Raw genomic sequence first — 14,774 nt, forward strand, 5'->3', positions numbered from 1 at the left:
CGTGAGTGAAGCCACGCTGCCGGCCATCGTGGTGTACGACATCGCCGCGCTGTTGTTCCAGTTCCTGAACAGCTTCGGCTTCATCATCCTCGCGACCGTCGGGCTGGCTATCATCTTCGGCATGATGGGCGTCATCAACCTCGCCCACGGGGAGTTCATCCTCATCGGCGTCTACGGGACGGCCCTGACCTATCACGCGGGCCTCCCGCTCCCGGTGGCGATGGGTGCCGGCGTCGTCGTCACGACCGTGTTCGGTGTGGTCGTCGAACGGACTATCGTCCGACACTTCTACGACCGGCTGCTGGACTCGATGGTGGCGACGTGGGGGCTGGCCCTCGTCATCTCCCAGCTGCTGCTCATCGTCTTCGGCTCCAGCCTCGACAGCATCGGGACGCCGCTCGGGAACGTCAGCTACGGCCCGTTCTCGTCGTCGATATATCGGAGTGTGTTGCTCCCGGCCGTCGCGCTGTTGGTGCTTGCCGGGCTGTACGTGCTGTTTACCCGCACCGAGTTCGGTATCAAAGCACGAGCTACCATCGAGGACCCCGAGACAGCACGGGCGATGGGTATCGACACCGACCGGATGTACGTCGCGACGTTCGCTATCGGCTCCGCGCTGGCGGGGCTGACCGGCGCGCTGTACGCCCCCGCACTGGGCTCGATTACCCCGAACCGCGGGAGCACGTTCCTCGTCGAAGCGTTCGTCGCTGTCGTCGTCGGCGGCCCATCGGTCATCTTGGGCACGCTGTCGGCGTCCGGGCTGCTCAGCGTCTTCAACGCCGGCGGGAGCTTCTTCTTCGGGACGTTCATCGGGCAGATGCTGTTGCTGCTCGTCGCGATAGTCGCGCTCCGGTTCCTGCCGGACGGCATCACCGGCTACGTGGACGACTGGCGCCAGCGCAGGAGGGCCGAGGAATGAGCGGCGCCGTCGACTCGGTGGTGTCAATCCTCAGTGGGATTCGGGGACGGCTCGAAGGCCCCAACACCTACGGCAACTCGCTGGTGTTCTGGGTCGCGTTCGTCCTCGCGGTCTTCTGGCTCGCCCTCTATCCGCTGGTGACCGACCCCTACACCATCATCCAGACCTCGCGGTACTTCGCCGTCGCGTTCCTCGCGCTGAGCCTCTGTTTCATCTGGGGGTACGCCGGGGTGTTGAGCTTCGGACAGGTCGCCTTCTTCGGCGTCGCGGCCTACACCTTCGGCGCTATCGGCATCAACCTCTCGTCGGCGATGGGCGTCACCGTCGCTATCGTGGGGGCCGTCGTCGTCGGGACCCTGGCCGCCGCCCTGCTGGGCTATTTCATGTTCTACGGGGGCGTCCGGGACACCTACGTCACGATAATGACGCTCGTCGTGGCCCTCGTGTTGAACACGTTCATGGCCCAGACGGCGGGCAGCGAGTGGGCCATCGGCAAAGCCCAGCTGGGGGGGTTCAACGGGATGACCGACATCCCGAGTCTCACGCTCGGCATCGGCGAGACAGCCATGGTCTTCGAGCGGGGTGCGCTGTACTACGCGTTGCTCGTCTCGCTCGTCCTGGTCTATCTTGGCCTGCGTGTCCTGCTCAACAGCTCGTTCGGAATGACGATGGTCGCGATTCGCGAGGACGAAGCCCGGACCGAGACGTTCGGCTACAACGTCCCGTTCGTGAAACTCGTGGTGTTCACCATCGGCGGCTCGCTGGCCGCCCTCGGCGGCGTGTTCTACGCGAGCTGGGGCAACTACGTCGACCCCAGCGTCTTCGGGATTGCCTTCGCCGCGCTCCCCGTCGTCTGGGTCAGCGTCGGCGGCCGCGAATCGCTCATCGGTGCCCTCGGCGCGACGCTGGCGATAGAGCAGATGCGAACCGCCCTCTCCAGCGGTATCGGCCCCATCGGCTCTGAGTGGGCGCTCGTCATCGTCGGTGGACTCCTGCTGGGCGTGATTCTGTTCATGCCCGCCGGTGTCGTCCCGACGGTGGACAGCCTCGTCAAGAGACTGCAGGAGCGGCGGTCCGAGCAGGGCCAGTCGGCTCAACCAACCGAGGAGGCGGTCGAATGACCACCCAGGACATCAACGTAAAGCAACAACCCGCTGTCGCCGCAACCGGCAGCGACACCGACACGCTGCTTGCGACCGACCAGCTCACCAAGAAGTTCGGCGGCCTCACCGCGGTCGATAGCGTCGACTTCTCGGTCACCGAGGGCGAGATACGGTGTCTCATCGGGCCCAACGGCGCCGGCAAGAGCACGCTACTCGAACTGATTACCGGCCAGCTCTCGCCGACCGAGGGCGACATCTACTTCGATGGGACCGACCTGACCGGGCTGGACACCCACGAGCGAATCGATACCGGCCTCAGTGTCAAATTCCAGTCGCCACACGTCTACGAGAATCTCTCGGTCACCGAGAATCTCCGTGTGCCGCTGCAGCGCACGGACCGCGATACAGAGCGTGTACTGGCCGAGACGCTCGAGCGAACCGCTCTGAGCGGCGATGCCGATACCCAGGCCAGCGAACTCTCACACGGCGAGAAACAGCGCCTCGAAATCGGGATGGCGCTAACGCTGGACCCGAAACTGATGTTACTCGACGAGCCCGTGGCCGGGATGTCGATAGACGAGACCGACGACGTCGCGGCCCTGATTCGCTCGTTGCACGACGACGGGATGACGTTCCTCGTCGTCGAGCACGACATGGAGTTCGTCCGGCGCATCTCCGAACAGGTCACCGTGTTGAACCAGGGGTCGATTCTCCGGCAAGGCCCCATCGAGGAGATCGAGTCCGACGAGGAGGTCCGCCGGATCTACCTGGGGGAGAACGCATGACGCTCGAAATCGAGAACCTCAACGCCGGCTACGACGGCACGCCGATACTCCGTGACGTGGATTTCAGCGTCGAAGACGGCGAAATCGTCGGTATCGTCGGCCGCAACGGCGTCGGGAAGACGACGCTGTTGAAGGCGATTATGGGGCTGCTCGAACCCGATTCGGGGACGGTCCGGTTCAATGGCGCGGAGCTGACTGACGAACCGGCCAACGTCCACGCCGACCACAGCATCGGCTACGTGCCACAGGGTCGGGACGTCTTCCCGGGGCTGACGGTCGAACAGAATCTCACCATCGGCGAGGGCATCGGTAACGACGACGAGACCCGCTACGAGCAGGTCTACGACTACTTCCCGATCCTGGAAGAGCGTGCCGACCAGGACGCCGGGACGATGAGCGGCGGCCAGCAGCAGATGCTCGCCATCGGCCGCGCGCTCGTAGGCGATCCCGACCTGCTGCTGGTCGATGAACCGTCGGAGGGTGTCCAGCCCTCTATCGTGCAATCGATTACCGAGGACCTCGAACGAATCAACGCGGAGTTCGGCACGACGATACTCTTCGTCGAGCAGAACCTCTCGGTGATTCAGGGGCTCGCCCAGCGGTGTTACGCCATCGACCACGGCGAGATAGTCGACGAGATCACCGGCGACGCGGTCAGCGACCGCGACCGACTCGAAGAGTATCTGGTCGTCTGAACGCGCGGCCGCTCTCACCGCGACCGGGGCGACGCCCCCTCCTTACGAGCGGGCGAGGTGGCCCCGACTGACGCGGCTCACTGGCCGTACAGCAGATACGAGAGAGCGACGAACGCGGCTGCAGTCCCGGCGACGAACGCCAGTAGCGTGACTGCCGGACCGAACTGTGAGACTATCGCCGCCAGAAATATGCCGCCGATCAGCGTGGCGAAGAGTAACAGCGCTCCGTTCTGCCACTCGTTGACGAACTCGCCGAAGGTCTGCCCGGACATACGCCGTACTTTCTACTGAGATTACAAATAACTGCTGACAGCCCCGACGCTCACGGAATAGCGCGAAAGAAAACTGAGGTTCGTCTGGCCACCCCTCGCGGCGCGCGGCTCGGAATCGCTCTGCTCGCGGGCTCTGCCCGCTCGCAATCCGAGGTCGTCGCTCCGGGCTCGCTTTAGTCTCGCGGGTCACTCCGCCCCGCTCGACTTGTCAGAGACTTCTTCGAAGTCTCTCTAGTCGTCTGCGGGCGCAGCGCCGCCTTCCTCGTGCTGGGCCTTCGTGTGGGAGAGCTTCCCACCGGCGGCGAGGATCTCGCGCTCTCGCTCGGAGGCGTCGAGGTAACCCGACGCTTCCCAGTCGTCGTTGACCCGGATGGTGAACTCCTCCTGGCCGGAGCGCACTGCGTCGGCGGCGTCGTCGACGATTTCGATGTCGTCGCCCTGTTCGATCTTCTCGTAGGTCTCCTCGTCGATTTCGAGCGGGACGATGCCGAAGTTGAAGAGGTTCGCCTTGTGGATACGGGCGAAGCTCTGTGCGAGCACCGTCTCGATGCCGAGATACATCGGGCACAGGGCCGCGTGTTCACGCGAGGAGCCCTGGCCGTAGTTCTCGCCGGCGACGAGGACGCCGCCGTCGGCGTCGAGCGCGCGCTGGGCGAACGTATCGTCCACTCGCGAGAGCGTGAACTCCGAGAGCTTCGGGACGTTCGACCGGTACATCAGGATGTCCTGGGTGGCCGGGATGATGTGGTCCGTGGTGATGTTGTCCTCCATCTTCAGGAGGGCCTCACCGCCGACCTCGGTCTCGAGGGGGTCCTTCAGCGGCACGTCGCCGATGTTGGGGCCCTTGATGAGCTCGTCGTCGACGGCCTCGTCGGGCGCGATGAGGTCCGACTCGGAGTTGCCGATGTACTGGTCGGGCATCTCCAGGCCGGGGGCCTCGAGGTCGCCGAGTTCGTCGGCGAGGTTCCGTGGGTCGACGATTTCGCCGGCGATGGCCGCCGCGGTGGCGACCTCCGGCGAACAGAGGTAGACGTTGTCGTCCTCGATACCCGAGCGGCCCTCGAAGTTGCGGTTGAAGGTCCGCAGCGAGACCGAGTCGGAGGCGGGGACGTGGCCGATGCCGATACAGGCACCACACGTCGCTTCCGAGAAGTTGACGCCGGCGGCCATCATCTCCGCGGTCCAGCCCTCACGGGCCAGCATCTCGGAGGCCTGCTTGGAGCCGGGGGCGACGATCATCTCGGTCGTCTTGTCGATGTTGCGCCCTTCGAGCATCTTCGCGCCGGGGAGGATGTCCTCGTAAGCGCCGTTGGTACAGGAGCCGATCATGACCTGGTCGACGTCGACGCCCTCGACTTCGCTGACCGGGACGACGTTGTCCGGCATGGAGGGCTTGGCGATGAGCGGTTCGATCTCCGAGAGGTCGACGACGATCTCGTCGGCGTACTCGGCGTCCTCGTCGGGGCCAATCTCGACGTACTCGTCTTCGCGGTCCAGTCGGCTGAGGTAGTCCTTCGTGTTCTCGTCGGTCGGGAAGATAGAGGAGGTCGCACCGAGCTCGGTCCCCATGTTGGTGATGGTGGTCCGCTCGGGGACAGTCAGCGTCTCGACGCCGGGGCCGGTGTATTCCAGCACCTTGCCGACGCCGCCCTTGACCGTCAGCCGGCGGAGCAGCTCGAGGATGACGTCCTTGGCGGTGCCCCACTCGGGGAGTTCGCCTTCGAGGCGGACGTTGACGACTTCGGGCATCTCGATGTAGTAAGCGCCGCCACCCATCGCGACGGCGACGTCGAGCCCGCCCGACCCGATGGCGAGTTCACCCAGCCCACCGGGCGTGGGCGTGTGCGAGTCCGAGCCCAGCATCGTCTTGCCGGGCGCGGCGAAGTTCTCCTTGTGGACGTTGTGACAGATTCCGTTGCCCGGGCGCGAGAAGTGCGCGCCGAACGTGCCGGCTGCCGAGCGGAGGAAGCGGTGGTCGTCCGTGTTCTTGAAGTCGAACTGGTAGGTCTGGTGGTCGCAGTACTGCGCGGCCAGCTCCGTCTGAACCTCTTCGAGTCCAAGCGCCTCGAACTGCAGCCAGACGAGCGTTCCCGTCGTGTCCTGTGTGAGCACCTGGTCGATCTCGATACCGATCTCCTCGCCGGGGGTGAGTTCCCCTTCGACGAGATGGTCGTCGAGAATTTTTTCCGTGAGCGTCTGTCCCATAACGTCCGACAATCGACGGCGCGCGGGTATAAATCCCGCGTATCCCGCCCTATTTTTCATCATCCGACACCCCCCGACGGTTGTTTCTCAGGGTTCGAACAGCAGTGTTTTCGCAATGGGGGTGCCAGCGACGGTATGTTCAAGAGTGGGCAGTTCGTGGCCGAGCGACTCGACGACCTCACTGGCGCACAGATTCAGCCAAACGGCGTCGACCTTCGGCTGGGTGCGGTGTACGAACAGGTCGAACCCGGCCGTATCGGCCGGGAGGGCAAGACCGTCGGTGACCGGCGCGAGGTCGAGCCCGAGGACGGCGTCTACGCGCTCGACGTGGGCGGCTACATCGTCGAGTACGGCGACCGCGTGGTCATCCCGGAAGGCCACGTCGGCTTTCTCTACCCCCGGTCGTCGCTGTTGCGCAACTCCTGTATGCTGGATACGGCGGTGTGGGACGCGGGCTACGAGGGACGGGGTGAGGGGCTGCTGGAGGTTCACCATCCAATCGAACTGGAAGCTGGCGCGCGCATCGCCCAGCTGGTCCTCGCCGAGGCGGCCCACGAGGGGACCTACGAGGGGAGTTATCAGGGAGAGAATCTGGAGTAGCGAGGAACCGAACGTAGTGAGGTTCCTCGAGGCGGAACGGGGAACGAAGTGACCCGTGGAGCAGAAGCGAGGCCGACCGAAGCGTGCCCGCGCTCGAAGCGACCCGTGAGCGCCGCGTAACGCGCTCGCCGTCGTGGTACCCCCTCCCATACCGTACTGCGAATTTAAATACCACCGACGAGTAATATCGGCTGCTGGTGGTGATGTCGGGCGACTGGTGCCTCTGACAGCCCCCGTCTCGACTCGCCCCACATAGTCCGTTCGGCCGTCGCCGTTTGCCAGAGTTTTATATAAGTTGCAGTCGCAATCTGTTACGTGATAGTCACATTTCACATAGAGACAGGGTTCCTTCGAGAGGCCGCGGGGCGACTCCCCGACGGGGCCGTCTCGATACAGCGGCTGCACCGCACCGAGGGTGGCTGTCGGGCGGCAGTCTGGGTCGACGTCGCCGACCGTGACACTGTCGACACGGCGCTGGCCGCCGACGACACCGCTGGCCCGACGTCACATCTGGGGCCGGAGGCAGAGGGTCACTGGTACGTTGTCACGACGGTCGACGAACCGCTCGACGCGATGAGTCGCGGGTTGCTGACCGCCGACGGGATGCTGGTTCGGGCCGACCTCATCGAGGACGAATGGGTCGTTCAGGCCCGGTTCCCCGACCGAAGCTCCTTGCTTACGTTCCGCGAGGACCTCGTCGCCGACGGCTTCGACGTGGAAGTCAAACAGATGCGCGAAGACGAGGACGAGGCGTCGACGCAGTTCGGTGTGACCGACCCACAGCGGGAGGTCCTGCTGCTCGCGCTGGAACGGGGCTACTACACGGTCCCACGCAACGCCTCGCTCTCGGACCTGGCCGCACAGCTGGACATCTCCAGTCAGGCCGCTTCCGAGCGGCTCCGGCGGGGGACCCAGACGCTCGTCGCGAACACGCTCGCCGCGCCCGCGCGCCCGTCTATCGGGTCACGACAGCACTGAAATCGGGACACGCAGCGGCCCTCGCTGTTGGGGGGACGGCCTCGGGGGGCCTCCAGCCACTGCTCTGTGGGCTGTTTCACGCTCTGAAACCGCTCGTACCACGTTATACGAGTAAGGTGTGTACATCTGCATATGAAATCGGACAACGGAACAGTGTACATGATACGGGGTCACGAAGACGACGAGTGGGTCAGCCCCGAACCTGCAGAGGCCGTGATCACCGAGGCGCTGTTCGACGCCACCGGCCTCACCGAGGACGACATCGACTACATCGGCTCGTACGTCGACGCGGCGAAACTGCGCGCGGTCGTCGGCGAAGGCGACGACGATACAATCACGTTCGACGTCGAGGGCAACGAGATAACGGTGACGGCCGGTGGCGACGTGACAGTGGCCTAATCGCCATCCAGTACGCATATATCTCCCCACAGTGACGCCTCGCGTGTGACACGAGTCGCCCTCATCGCCCACGACGACGAGAAGTCGACGATGATAGACCTCGTCGAGGAGTACGAGGCCGTGCTGTCGAATTTCGACCTGGTCGCGACGGGCACGACCGGCCAGCGCATCAGGACGGAGACGGGGCTGGACGTCGAACGCAAGGAGAGTGGTCCTGTCGGCGGAGACACTCAGATCGGCGCGGAGGTCGTCGAGGGCGAGGTCGACGGCGTCGTCTTCCTGCAGGACCCGATGACCGCCCAGCCACACGAGCCCGACATCGGCGCGCTGGTGCGTATCTGTGACGTTCACGACGTCCCGCTGGCGACGTGTCGGTCGGCCGGCGAGTACGTCATCGAGGGGCTCGCCCGCGACGCCGAATCGACCGATTAGTCGCTGTAGTCGGGCCGCTGTTCGTACTCGATTGGGTCCTTTTCGCCCAGCGTCTGGAACGACTGCAGCCGGAACGCACAGGCGTCACAGGCCCCACACGCGGGCTCGTCGCTCCGATAACAGCTCCACGTGTCTTCGTAGGCCACCCCGAGTTCCAGGCCGCGCTCGGCGATGTCGGTCTTCGACCACTCGACGAAGGGCGCGACCAGTGAGATATCGGTGTCGGGTTTCGTCCCAACGTCGACGACCTGCTGAAACGCCTCGAAGAAGGCGGGCCGGCAGTCGGGATACCCCGAGAAGTCCTCGCTGTGAGCGCCGATGAACACCGCCGTACAGTCGTTCGCTTCGGCGTAGGAAACGGCCATCGACAGCAGGTTCGCGTTGCGGAACGGGACGTAGGAACTCGGAATCTCGTCGCTGTCGGTGTCGGCCTCCGCTACGTCCATCTCGTCGTCGGTCAGCGACGAGCCGCCGATTTGCTGGAGATGGCTCGTCTCGACGTGACAGAAGTCGGCCGCGTCGACGTGGTCGGCGAGCGCCCGGGCGCACTCGAACTCGCGCTGTTCGGTGTTCTGGCCGTAGCTCGTGTGCAGGAGATACAGCTCGTCGTAGCCGCGTGCCTGTGCCTCGTAGGCCGCCGTGGCGCTGTCCATGCCGCCGGAGGCGAGCACGACAGCGCGGTCGTTGGAAGTCGTCATGGTAGCAAAAGTCAGTCAGGTGCCCGGCGCGTCGTTCCAGAGGTCCACGTGGAGCCGCGGCGTGTACCGGTAGCCATACTCCAGGGCCAGGTCCGCGACGACGCGGCGGCTCTCGTCCAGCTGGTCGCGGGTCTGTCCTTCCGGCATCAGCAGGACCGCCTCGTCGGGGACGGGCACGTCGGCCGCCCCGCGAACGTCGTCGACCAGCGCCTCGATTTCGGCCATATCCTCGGGTCCGGTGACGACGAACTTCAGCTGGGTGTCGTATCGCTCGACGAACCCGGCCAGCACGTCCACGTCGAGCCGGCGGTCCTCGTGGCGCTTGGCCCACTCGCCGTCGCCCTTCGGGTCCCGCTCGGGGGTGGGCGTGCTGGATTCGAGCTTCGGGCTCACGCTCGCCAGGTCGATGGGGGCGTCGACGGGAATGGTGCCGTTGGTCTCGACGGTGGTGTGGTAGCCCCGGTCGGCGAGTGCCTCCAGCAGGTCCACGCTTTTCTCGTGGACCAGCGGTTCGCCGCCGGTCAACACCACGTGGTCGGCGTCGTACTCGGCCACGGCGGTGACGATATCGTCGACGCCGTACCAGTCGCCCGTGGGCTCCCAGGAGGTGTGGTAGGAATCACAGAACCAGCACCGGAGGTTACAGCCGCTCGTGCGGACGAAAACCGAGGGGACGCCCGCTAGCTGCCCCTCGCCCTGCAGCGAGCAGAACAGCTCGTTGATGGGGAGGGCGTCGGCGCTTCGCTCGACAGCCTCGTCCAGCCCGTCGGTGTCGCTTGCGACCGGCATCAGCGGGTACAGAGTTCGCTGGTCTCCCGCACCGTCACGCGGACGTCCGAGACGGTGTCGGGGAGCCGGTCGGTCAGTCGCGATTCCAGCACGGTGGCCATCACCTCCGCCGTCGGCGGGTGGTCAAGCACCACCAGCGCGTTGCCGTCGCCGCTCGCCTCGAAGGCCTCGACCAGCGGGTCGCCGTCCTCGACCAGGAAGCGGTGGTCCCACTCGTCGATGACGTTCGTCACCTCGCCCTTGTCGACGACCCACCCTTCCTCGGTGAGTTCGCCCGAGAGGCGGACGGTGACCTCGTAGTTGTGGCCGTGGGGGCGCGAGCACTTCCCGTCGTGGTGCATGAGCCGGTGACCCGCCGAGATGCGGATGGGCCGGTCGCCGCCGACGACGAGCTCTCGCTCACCCGCCGCGGCGACTGGGTCCGCCGACTGGGATATTCTCTGGGGCATATCCAGTGATTATCGGACGGCGGCATAAGTCGTTCGGCAGGCCCGGACCGTGAGAATTTGGCACAAACGATAGGACGATGGAGTCCACAGAGGCGTCTATGACCCGAGACGCCGTGGAGGCGGGGTTCGAGCGCTACCTCTCGGACCTCGTCGACGAGACGTACGAGGCCTTCGACGTGGCGGCCGTGCTCCGGGGGTCCCGAAGCGGCAGTTCCCGCGCGGTGAGCAAGCTCCTGAAGAACAGCCGGCCGCTGGAACGACACGTCGTTCGCCCGAAGCTCCGCGAGTACCAGCGGACCATCCTCCGGCAGTTCGACCCGGTACTGGACTACGCCGCCGACACCGAGTCGGACTTTGGGGCCTACGCCGACGAGGTGCTCGCCCGGGACCTCTACTGGGATACGCTCAGGCGGGATATCCGGAGCGAGCGCCGCGAGGAAATCAGGGAGCGGCTGCTGGCCCGCCAGCGGGCCTTCGGCGACGCCCTCGCGCCGCTGGTGGCGACCGACAGCGACGACTTCTTCGGGGCTGTGGTCGCGGCCTACGACCGCGAGGCGGCGCTGTCGATGGTCGAAGAGCACTTCGTGTTCACGACGCCGCTGCAGGAGGAACGCGAGGCCTTCGCCTTCGAACTGGCTATCGACCCCGGTGACGTCCTGGGCGGGCTCGCCCGGGCGCTCCCGAACCTGGAAGTCGATTTCACTGACGAGGCGCTGCGGTCGATGCGCCAGGCCGAGAAGCGGGTCATCCCGAAGGCGAAGACGGACATCGAGCAAGCATACGAGGAGTGACGCATACGTCTCATTCGACGGCGTTGAACGCCTCGGCGACGAGCGCCTCGTTGTACGTCCACAGGCCCTGATAGCGACCGTCGTCGGTCTCGCGGGCGATGAGCGCGCAGTTCTGGGCGCCGCTGTCGCCGTCGTCGAACAGGATGAACCAGTAGCGGTCGAGCTCCCCGTTTTCCGTGTGGAGCCGGACCGACGTGTCGGAAAGCGGGTCGCCATCGACCCCGCCCGGGACGTACAGATGGATGTCGATATCGGTCGTCGACAGCTCCTGGTAAACGGTCCGCTGTGCCTCGAACGCGTCGGCGCGCTGGAAGCCGGCGTGGAGGCGGCCGCGGCCAGTGCGCCACGCCCGGTCTTCCAGCTCACGGGAAGTCGCAAGCAGCTGCCGGCGGTCAAGCGAGACGAAGACGGTGTCGTCGAGCAGTTCGTACACGATACGGTGTTTCCGGGCGAGCGAGTCCAGGTCCTCCGGGCGGCGAATCGGCGGGGTGAGAAACGAAAGCAGGTCCGCGAGCGAAATCGCCCCCTGGAACTCCCCGCCGTCTCTGACGACGACGAAGGCCTCGCTACTGATAGCCGGGAGCTGCCGGTGGTCGATGGTCAGATTGCGCGTCGCCAGCGCGTCCGCGAGTTCGCTCCCGCTGTCGTCGGGCGCGTAGACGATGACTCGCTTTTCCCGGCTGGCGACGTCCGAGAGAATCTGCCCGAAGCTCATCAGGCGGGTTCGTTCTCCGCAACCGCCGAGTCGTACTCCCCGGCGAACGCCACCAGCTCCTCGACCGGCTCCGGATAGGTGGTTCGCGCTATCTCCTCGTCCTCGCAGGTGACCAGCCCGGCATCGGCAAGCAGCGGGAGGTGAGCGTGGACGAGTTCTATCTTGACCTTCGCCCACTCGTCGGGCCCCGCGGGCCCGTCAGCGGTGCTCTGCCAGCCGACGAGAACGTCGGTGAGTTCGTCTATCGTCATCGTCGACTGGGCCGGCAACGCCGCCAGTAGACGACGGCGTTTGCTGCTGGCCAGCGCCTTGAAGAGTTCGTCGAGCGGCGGGTAGTCGACATCACTACTGCTGGCGGAAAAATCCAGCCCGGTCAGTTGGTTTTCTGGGGCGGTCATGGTATCGTTGTCTCCGTTTTGACCGACACCGCTAATATATGTTATTCAAAAAGAATCATTGACTTGCCGACCTACTGGTGGCAGATAGTTACGGACATCTCACCAGTACTGTAGAGGGCAGTCGGCGTGAACGAAAGTTTCTGTACGTCTTGGGTAGAATGTCGACATCGAGTGTGGAACAAAATAGTCTAGCGGAAAGGACCGGAAAAATGTGCAGTGCGCGCCCGATAGAGTGGTGAAACGAAACCGACGCCAGCTTACGGGGATTCGCTCGTCTCGAGCGTGAACTCTTCGGTGGGGTAGGCCACACAGGTCAGACAGTAGCCCTCCTCCATGTCGTCGTCCATCAGCGAATCGTTCTGGCTGTGGCGGATGTACTCCTCAGCGGGCCCGTCGGTGATCTGGCCGGCACAGGAGATACACTGCCCCTCGCGGCAGGCGTAGGGGAGGTCCCACCCTTCCTCTTCGCCGGCCTCGAGCAGGTTCTCGTTGTTGGCGACCTCGATGGTCTCGCCCTCCTTCGCGAACTCGATTTCGTAGTACTCGACCTCGTCGTCGGCGATGGCGTCGGGGTCGAAGCCGGCTTCCTCTTCTTCCTCCTCGGACTCGCCGAGTTCGCCCTCGGCCTCGCCGGCCGGAATCGCCGCCGCGCTGCCGCCACCGATACCGCGGTTGTACGGCTCCGGGAAGTCAGTCTCCGGAACCGTCGCGGCCCGCTGTTCGAGGACCTCCTGCGAGATGTCCTCCGGTGCCTCCCAGCCAGTCCCCTTCGCGTAGTGTAGGGCTACGACGATGAGGGTAAGCGTGAGCCCGGAGAGGACGCCTACGAATGATACCATATCGGTGGCTTTGGAGTACTGATTTAATTAGCTGTTGTTTTTTCGGCCACAGCGTCGGCCGATGGCAGACCAGCCGCTATCCGAAACGCTTTATTTCGGGTTTTGAAATCCATATTTATGGGGTTCAGAGAACAGTGGGCCGAACTCGGTACAGGTGTGAAGGTTATCATCGGGCTCGTGCTTCTCGTCGGCCTGATCCCGCTCCTGGTTATCCTCGCGGCGATAGTCGCCTCGTTCGTGCTCGGATTCGGTAGCGGCGGCGAGGCTGCGGCGGCCCCACAGGCTTCGTGGGGATACGAGTACAACGAGACGAACGAATCGTCGGGTAAACTCACTATCATCCACGAGGGGGGCGACTCCATCGAGGTGTCGAAGCTCACCGTGGAAGTCGGGTCAGACACTGTCGACTGGGACGCCGATTCAGAGCGGATCAGTGTCGGTGACAGCACCACAGTCGAGGCCGGACCTGACGAGGTTGTCAGAGTCGTGTGGAGAAGTGGCGGAGAGGAGACGATTATCGGAGAGTGGGACGGACAGGGCTACTGAGTAACGGGCACTAGCTCTCACGATGTTAGGCGGCACTACACGCGATGGTAGCGAAACCAGCGATTTCGCTCACTTCCGATGGACTCCGTCCATCGACCTTCACGAACGCTGCGTGTTCGTTCACTTCCGATGAACGAAGTTCATCGGCGTTCGCGAACCCTTCCGGGTTCGCTCACTTCCGGGAGACGACACGCGTCTCCCGTTGTTCGCAGAACCTGCGGTTCTACTCACTCCCTGCGGGGAACCTCGTGGCGACCGAACCCGTAGCGGAGCCGGCTTGCGAGCCGCCGCGAGAAGCGGCCGTCGTCGGCCCGCGAGCCGAAGCGTTCACCGAGTGCCTGGTAGATGAGCGGCACCGGCACTTCCTGTTCCAGTGCCTCCTGGACGGTCCAGGTCCCCGTCGACCCACCCTCGACGCGGTCGGCCACGTCGCCGAGGTCGTTGCCCTCCTCGCGGAACGCCTCCTCACACAGTTCCAGCAGCCACGAGCGGATGACGGCGCCGTTGTTCCAGGTGCGCGCGACGGCTTCCAGGTCGAGGTCGTAGCGGCCGTTGGCCAGCAGCTCGAACCCCTCGCCGTAGGTCTGCATCAGCGCGTACTCGACGCCGTTGTGGATCATTTTGACGTAGTGGCCCGAGCCGGCCGGGCCCATGCGGTCGTGGCCCTCGGGCCCGGTCGCGACGGCGTCGAAGACCGGCACGAGTTCGTCGTAGGCCCACTGCTTCCCGCCGACCATCAGCGAGAAGCCAAGCTCCGCGCCGGCGGGGCCGCCGGAGGTGCCACAATCGAGATACGCCGCTTTCGTCTTCGCCGCTCGGCGGACGGAGTCCTCGAAGTGGGAGTTGCCGCCGTCGACGACGACGTCGTTGCGGTCGACGTGTGGTTCCAGTTCGTCCAGTGCCGCGTCGACGGGGTCGCCAGCGGGGACCATCAGCCAGATGCGCTTGTCGCCCGACAGCGACTGCGCGAGGTCCGGGATAGAGTCCGCAGGCTGTGCCCCTGCGTCGGCGGCGTCGGCGACCGCCTCCTCGTCGATATCGAAGACGACCACGTCGTGACCCGCGTCCAGCACGCGGTCGACGACGATGCGTCCCATGCGTCCGAGTCCGATGACGCCTAGTTCCATACTCTGGCCTCAGCGAGCGGGCAGGTAGGGATTG

19 protein-coding genes are annotated in these 14,774 nt (G+C 65.0%); 10 read left to right on the top strand and 9 right to left on the bottom strand.

The features are described 5' to 3' along the window. The first annotated feature begins 1 nt into the window (after position 1). From urtB to EGD98_RS12250, 4 genes are read left to right on the top strand one after another with little or no spacing between them, the layout of a single operon-like run. Positions 2–919: an urea ABC transporter, permease protein UrtB gene (urtB, locus tag EGD98_RS12235; protein ID WP_328762830.1), complete on the top strand. Its 918-nt coding sequence runs from the start codon at positions 2–4 to the stop codon at positions 917–919. Continuing rightward, on the top strand, positions 916–2,040 hold the full coding sequence (locus EGD98_RS12240; RefSeq protein ID WP_220588657.1) for an ABC transporter permease subunit: 1,125 nt from the start codon (positions 916–918) through the stop codon (positions 2,038–2,040). Before urtB ends, EGD98_RS12240 begins: the two co-directional genes overlap by 4 nt. Beyond that, on the top strand, positions 2,037–2,807 hold the full coding sequence (locus EGD98_RS12245) for an ABC transporter ATP-binding protein (protein WP_220588658.1): 771 nt from the start codon (positions 2,037–2,039) through the stop codon (positions 2,805–2,807). The genes EGD98_RS12240 and EGD98_RS12245 overlap by 4 nt, the downstream gene beginning before the upstream one ends. Next, entirely contained in the window at positions 2,804–3,502 is a 699-nt protein-coding gene (locus EGD98_RS12250) for an ABC transporter ATP-binding protein (RefSeq protein WP_220588659.1), read from the top strand. The genes EGD98_RS12245 and EGD98_RS12250 overlap by 4 nt, the downstream gene beginning before the upstream one ends. 77 nt (positions 3,503–3,579) lie before the next feature. Here the strand turns inward: EGD98_RS12250 and EGD98_RS12255 are convergent, their stop codons facing one another. Beyond that, the gene (locus EGD98_RS12255; protein ID WP_220588660.1) at positions 3,580–3,774 is read right to left on the bottom strand and encodes a DUF8144 family membrane protein; all 195 of its coding nucleotides are present in this window, start codon (positions 3,772–3,774) and stop codon (positions 3,580–3,582) included. Positions 3,775–4,005: 231 nt separating this feature from the next. Beyond that, positions 4,006–5,979, bottom strand: a complete 1,974-nt coding sequence (locus EGD98_RS12260; protein WP_220588661.1) for an aconitate hydratase — start codon at positions 5,977–5,979, stop codon at positions 4,006–4,008. Positions 5,980–6,114: 135 nt separating this feature from the next. Between EGD98_RS12260 and EGD98_RS12265 the strand changes: the two genes are divergently transcribed. The 4 genes from EGD98_RS12265 to EGD98_RS12280 all read left to right on the top strand — a co-directional run bounded on the left by EGD98_RS12265 (position 6,115) and on the right by EGD98_RS12280 (position 8,388). After that, on the top strand, positions 6,115–6,579 hold the full coding sequence (locus tag EGD98_RS12265; protein ID WP_220588662.1) for a deoxyuridine 5'-triphosphate nucleotidohydrolase: 465 nt from the start codon (positions 6,115–6,117) through the stop codon (positions 6,577–6,579). 315 nt (positions 6,580–6,894) lie between these two features. Beyond that, positions 6,895–7,557 carry a helix-turn-helix domain-containing protein gene (locus tag EGD98_RS21180; RefSeq protein ID WP_220588663.1) on the top strand — a complete coding sequence of 221 codons (663 nt, stop codon included), beginning with the start codon at positions 6,895–6,897 and terminating at the stop codon, positions 7,555–7,557. A gap of 132 nt (positions 7,558–7,689) precedes the next feature. Then, positions 7,690–7,956 (top strand): HalOD1 output domain-containing protein, encoded by a 267-nt coding sequence (locus EGD98_RS12275; RefSeq protein WP_220588664.1) that lies wholly within the window; start codon positions 7,690–7,692, stop codon positions 7,954–7,956. A 45-nt stretch (positions 7,957–8,001) separates the two neighbouring features. Continuing rightward, complete coding sequence (locus EGD98_RS12280) at positions 8,002–8,388, top strand: methylglyoxal synthase (RefSeq protein ID WP_220588665.1); 387 nt, start codon at positions 8,002–8,004, stop codon at positions 8,386–8,388. Here EGD98_RS12280 and queC read toward each other — a convergent pair. Genes queC through EGD98_RS12295 form a run of 3 tightly spaced genes read right to left on the bottom strand, consistent with a single transcriptional unit; the run spans position 8,385 to position 10,324 of the window. Next, positions 8,385–9,086 (bottom strand): 7-cyano-7-deazaguanine synthase QueC, encoded by a 702-nt coding sequence (gene queC, locus EGD98_RS12285; RefSeq protein ID WP_220588666.1) that lies wholly within the window; start codon positions 9,084–9,086, stop codon positions 8,385–8,387. The two genes, EGD98_RS12280 and queC, sit on opposite strands and share 4 nt — an antisense overlap. 15 nt (positions 9,087–9,101) lie before the next feature. Further along, the gene (locus EGD98_RS12290) at positions 9,102–9,875 is read right to left on the bottom strand and encodes a 7-carboxy-7-deazaguanine synthase QueE (RefSeq protein ID WP_220588667.1); all 774 of its coding nucleotides are present in this window, start codon (positions 9,873–9,875) and stop codon (positions 9,102–9,104) included. After that, positions 9,875–10,324 (bottom strand): 6-pyruvoyl trahydropterin synthase family protein, encoded by a 450-nt coding sequence (locus tag EGD98_RS12295; protein ID WP_220588668.1) that lies wholly within the window; start codon positions 10,322–10,324, stop codon positions 9,875–9,877. The genes EGD98_RS12290 and EGD98_RS12295 overlap by 1 nt, the downstream gene beginning before the upstream one ends. Positions 10,325–10,422: 98 nt before the next feature. On the opposite strand from EGD98_RS12295, the gene EGD98_RS12300 reads away from it, so the two are divergent. Then, on the top strand, positions 10,423–11,115 hold the full coding sequence (locus EGD98_RS12300; RefSeq protein ID WP_220588669.1) for a hypothetical protein: 693 nt from the start codon (positions 10,423–10,425) through the stop codon (positions 11,113–11,115). A gap of 10 nt (positions 11,116–11,125) precedes the next feature. Here the strand turns inward: EGD98_RS12300 and EGD98_RS12305 are convergent, their stop codons facing one another. The 3 genes from EGD98_RS12305 to EGD98_RS12315 all read right to left on the bottom strand — a co-directional run bounded on the left by EGD98_RS12305 (position 11,126) and on the right by EGD98_RS12315 (position 13,067). Then, positions 11,126–11,830, bottom strand: a complete 705-nt coding sequence (locus EGD98_RS12305) for a DICT sensory domain-containing protein (RefSeq protein WP_220588670.1) — start codon at positions 11,828–11,830, stop codon at positions 11,126–11,128. Further along, entirely contained in the window at positions 11,830–12,228 is a 399-nt protein-coding gene (locus EGD98_RS12310) for an ArsR/SmtB family transcription factor (protein WP_220588671.1), read from the bottom strand. The genes EGD98_RS12305 and EGD98_RS12310 overlap by 1 nt, the downstream gene beginning before the upstream one ends. A 257-nt stretch (positions 12,229–12,485) precedes the next feature. Then, the gene (locus EGD98_RS12315; protein ID WP_220588672.1) at positions 12,486–13,067 is read right to left on the bottom strand and encodes a 2Fe-2S iron-sulfur cluster-binding protein; all 582 of its coding nucleotides are present in this window, start codon (positions 13,065–13,067) and stop codon (positions 12,486–12,488) included. A gap of 117 nt (positions 13,068–13,184) precedes the next feature. Between EGD98_RS12315 and EGD98_RS12320 the strand changes: the two genes are divergently transcribed. Next, the gene (locus EGD98_RS12320) at positions 13,185–13,613 is read left to right on the top strand and encodes a type IV pilin N-terminal domain-containing protein (RefSeq protein ID WP_220588673.1); all 429 of its coding nucleotides are present in this window, start codon (positions 13,185–13,187) and stop codon (positions 13,611–13,613) included. Between the two features lie 227 nt (positions 13,614–13,840). On the opposite strand, the gene gnd is transcribed toward EGD98_RS12320, so the two are convergent. Next, positions 13,841–14,740: a phosphogluconate dehydrogenase (NAD(+)-dependent, decarboxylating) gene (gene gnd, locus EGD98_RS12325; protein WP_220588674.1), complete on the bottom strand. Its 900-nt coding sequence runs from the start codon at positions 14,738–14,740 to the stop codon at positions 13,841–13,843. Between the last annotated feature and the right edge of the window lie 34 nt (positions 14,741–14,774).

The sequence above is a fragment of the Haloarcula salinisoli genome (assembly GCF_019599405.1).
In the GTDB taxonomy this organism is placed as follows: domain Archaea; phylum Halobacteriota; class Halobacteria; order Halobacteriales; family Haloarculaceae; genus Haloarcula; species Haloarcula salinisoli.